Below are 2,209 nucleotides of genomic sequence, written 5' to 3' on the forward strand. Positions count from 1 at the left end.
ATGCCGCCTACACGGCTTCGCACGCAGCCAGTTTTCTAACAACTTTTTGGAGACTCTTCCATGCCGCCTACACGGCTTCGCACCGCAGCGAAAAGACCAGTAACCCAGTTGTGACGTGGTGTGCGCGAAAAAAGAGTCAAAAAACCCTTTTTTTAAACCATATTTTTATGACCAATAAAATCAACGCCTTATGTTAGCTCTGATAAAAAGGGTCAGTGACACGAGTTACGCTCTACACGCAAAAGCTCTGCTTCGTTGTGATTGTCACAGGCAAGCTTCGTACCGGGTAAAGGTAAGGCAACATAGGCGTTGCGCATACACCGAAACACCAGAAACAGGATGAGAAGATAAAGCGAATTACGCCCCGCACCCACGGCTATGTTTTTAGCTGAAGTGCAGAGCAAAGACCATGATGAGAAGAAAAAACTTCGAGGTTAATCAAGCGACAAATTAACAGCTTGCCATTTACTGAATTTCAGATGGTCGGGTAAATCCTTTTTCAGCTTTGTTTTATTTGCCTCAAGCCAAATCTTTTTACCTGCAATATTAATGGCAGCATTAATGTCAGCGTGATTATTGTAATCGCATTGTCCACATCTAAAGGTATCGCGCTCAGGTCGGTTAGTTTTGTCAGAATGGCCGCACGAAGGGCAGGTTAAGCTGGTATAGGCAGCGTGTACCAAAGAGGGTTTCGGAATTCCCTTCATATTCAGCTTATATTCGAGCATATTTTCAAGTTTGCCGTATTGCTGACGGCTGAGCTGGCGGCGCAAGGCTAATTTACGACCACCTTTTTTTCGCTTTTGGTGAGGGTTATTTTTAATGCCGATTAAATCTTCCATGACCACCTCAGCATTATATTTTTCAGCAACATCAACAATCGCATTGGCGATGTGATGTACCAAGTTATCAGAATAGTTCGACCAAGCTTGAACCAGTGCCTTGCCCTTTTTCTGCCCCATTTTCTGTTTGTTTTCAAGCTTTCGTTGGTGCTCACGCAATACCTTGCCATCAAACGTGCCGGTCGCAATTACCTGACCGCTATTGTTTCTCACAGCATAAGAGGCAATTTCATCAATACCACAGTCAATACCCATAACGGCAGAGGTTTCGCGGCGTTCAACCACATACTCAACAGCTACCGCCAAGTAGTACTCCCCGCCGCGCTCATAAAGCTTGGCCGATTTAGCATTGCCAACAGTGATTGCATCGGTATGCCAGTCACTATAAGCCAGCGGCATAAGTAAGCCTGTACCTGTTGACGTTTTGAAAGGTTCGCCTGTGCGGGTATCAACCATATCCATAACAAGCCTTGTCGCCCGTTTGTCTCTTGCGCCCCAAAGGTTAAGAAAGGTAAACACACGGTTTTTATCATCAGCAAGTAACATAAAGCCATCACTGACACGGTATTTATAAAAGCTAAGAGGGCGAACTTTATTACAAGCCGCTCTTGCCATTTCGTCTCTGGCTTTGTCTTCTTCTTCTTTGCTCATTGAGCGGAGTAAATCATTGAGTGCTTCGTGATACTGATGTTCAGCCTCAATGCGGGTAGGGTAGCCAGCATCCTGCCCCGAAAGAGTAAGCTCTACATAGCTTGAAACCTGTGCCGCCACATCTTCAATCACTGCGGCTTTAAGCGCATTACCAAAAGGCAAAGGCTTTACAATGGCTTGCAGTTTTTTCTTAATAGCAGCAACCCCCTGCTTTCGCTCTTTTTTATCAAGAGGAATCAGTGCTTCAGCGTCGTCTTTAACTGCCTCTAACGCCTTGAAATAGGCCATTTCATTTTGTTTGAAGGTTTTATCTAGCAGGGCTTTCTTCTTGGCAGTGAGGTTATGTAGTTTGAAGGTATGCGTTTTGAATACGTTGAAAGGCTTCATATGTATTGTTGAGCGTGGTTGTATATAAACCCATACTATACCCGAAAATAGGGTTCACACATTGGCTCTATGGTTTTCCGTATCGGACAGGGTGTGAATCTGGGTTGCCATCTTCACGGCTGCGCACGGTAGATTTTGGTTAGAGGGGGATGCTTGGTACTCCAGTGCCGCCTACACGGTTGCGCACGGCGTAGAATGCGTGAAGAATATTACGTCATTCTTCAGTGCCGCCTACACGGCTGCGCACAAAAAGGGGAGCGTGTAGAGTTTTGGTACAAACTTCAGTGCCGCCTAAACGGCTGCGCACACGACTTCCCAGAGAATCAGCT

Annotated in this window: 2 protein-coding genes; one reads left to right on the plus strand and one right to left on the minus strand. The window is 45.8% G+C overall.

Features of this window, described 5'->3' with window-relative positions:
* Positions 1 to 197, plus strand: a 197-nt coding sequence (locus tag A8L45_RS25120) for a hypothetical protein (RefSeq protein WP_217492217.1), incomplete at its 5' end; no start/stop codon positions are given.
* Between the two features lie 237 nt (positions 198 to 434).
* Here A8L45_RS25120 and A8L45_RS23250 read toward each other — a convergent pair.
* On the minus strand, positions 435 to 1,880 hold the full coding sequence (locus A8L45_RS23250; RefSeq protein WP_068905720.1) for an RNA-guided endonuclease InsQ/TnpB family protein: 1,446 nt from the start codon (positions 1,878 to 1,880) through the stop codon (positions 435 to 437).
* Between the last annotated feature and the right edge of the window lie 329 nt (positions 1,881 to 2,209).

It is taken from the genome of Veronia pacifica (assembly GCF_001707825.1).
GTDB lineage: Bacteria > Pseudomonadota > Gammaproteobacteria > Enterobacterales > Vibrionaceae > Veronia > Veronia pacifica.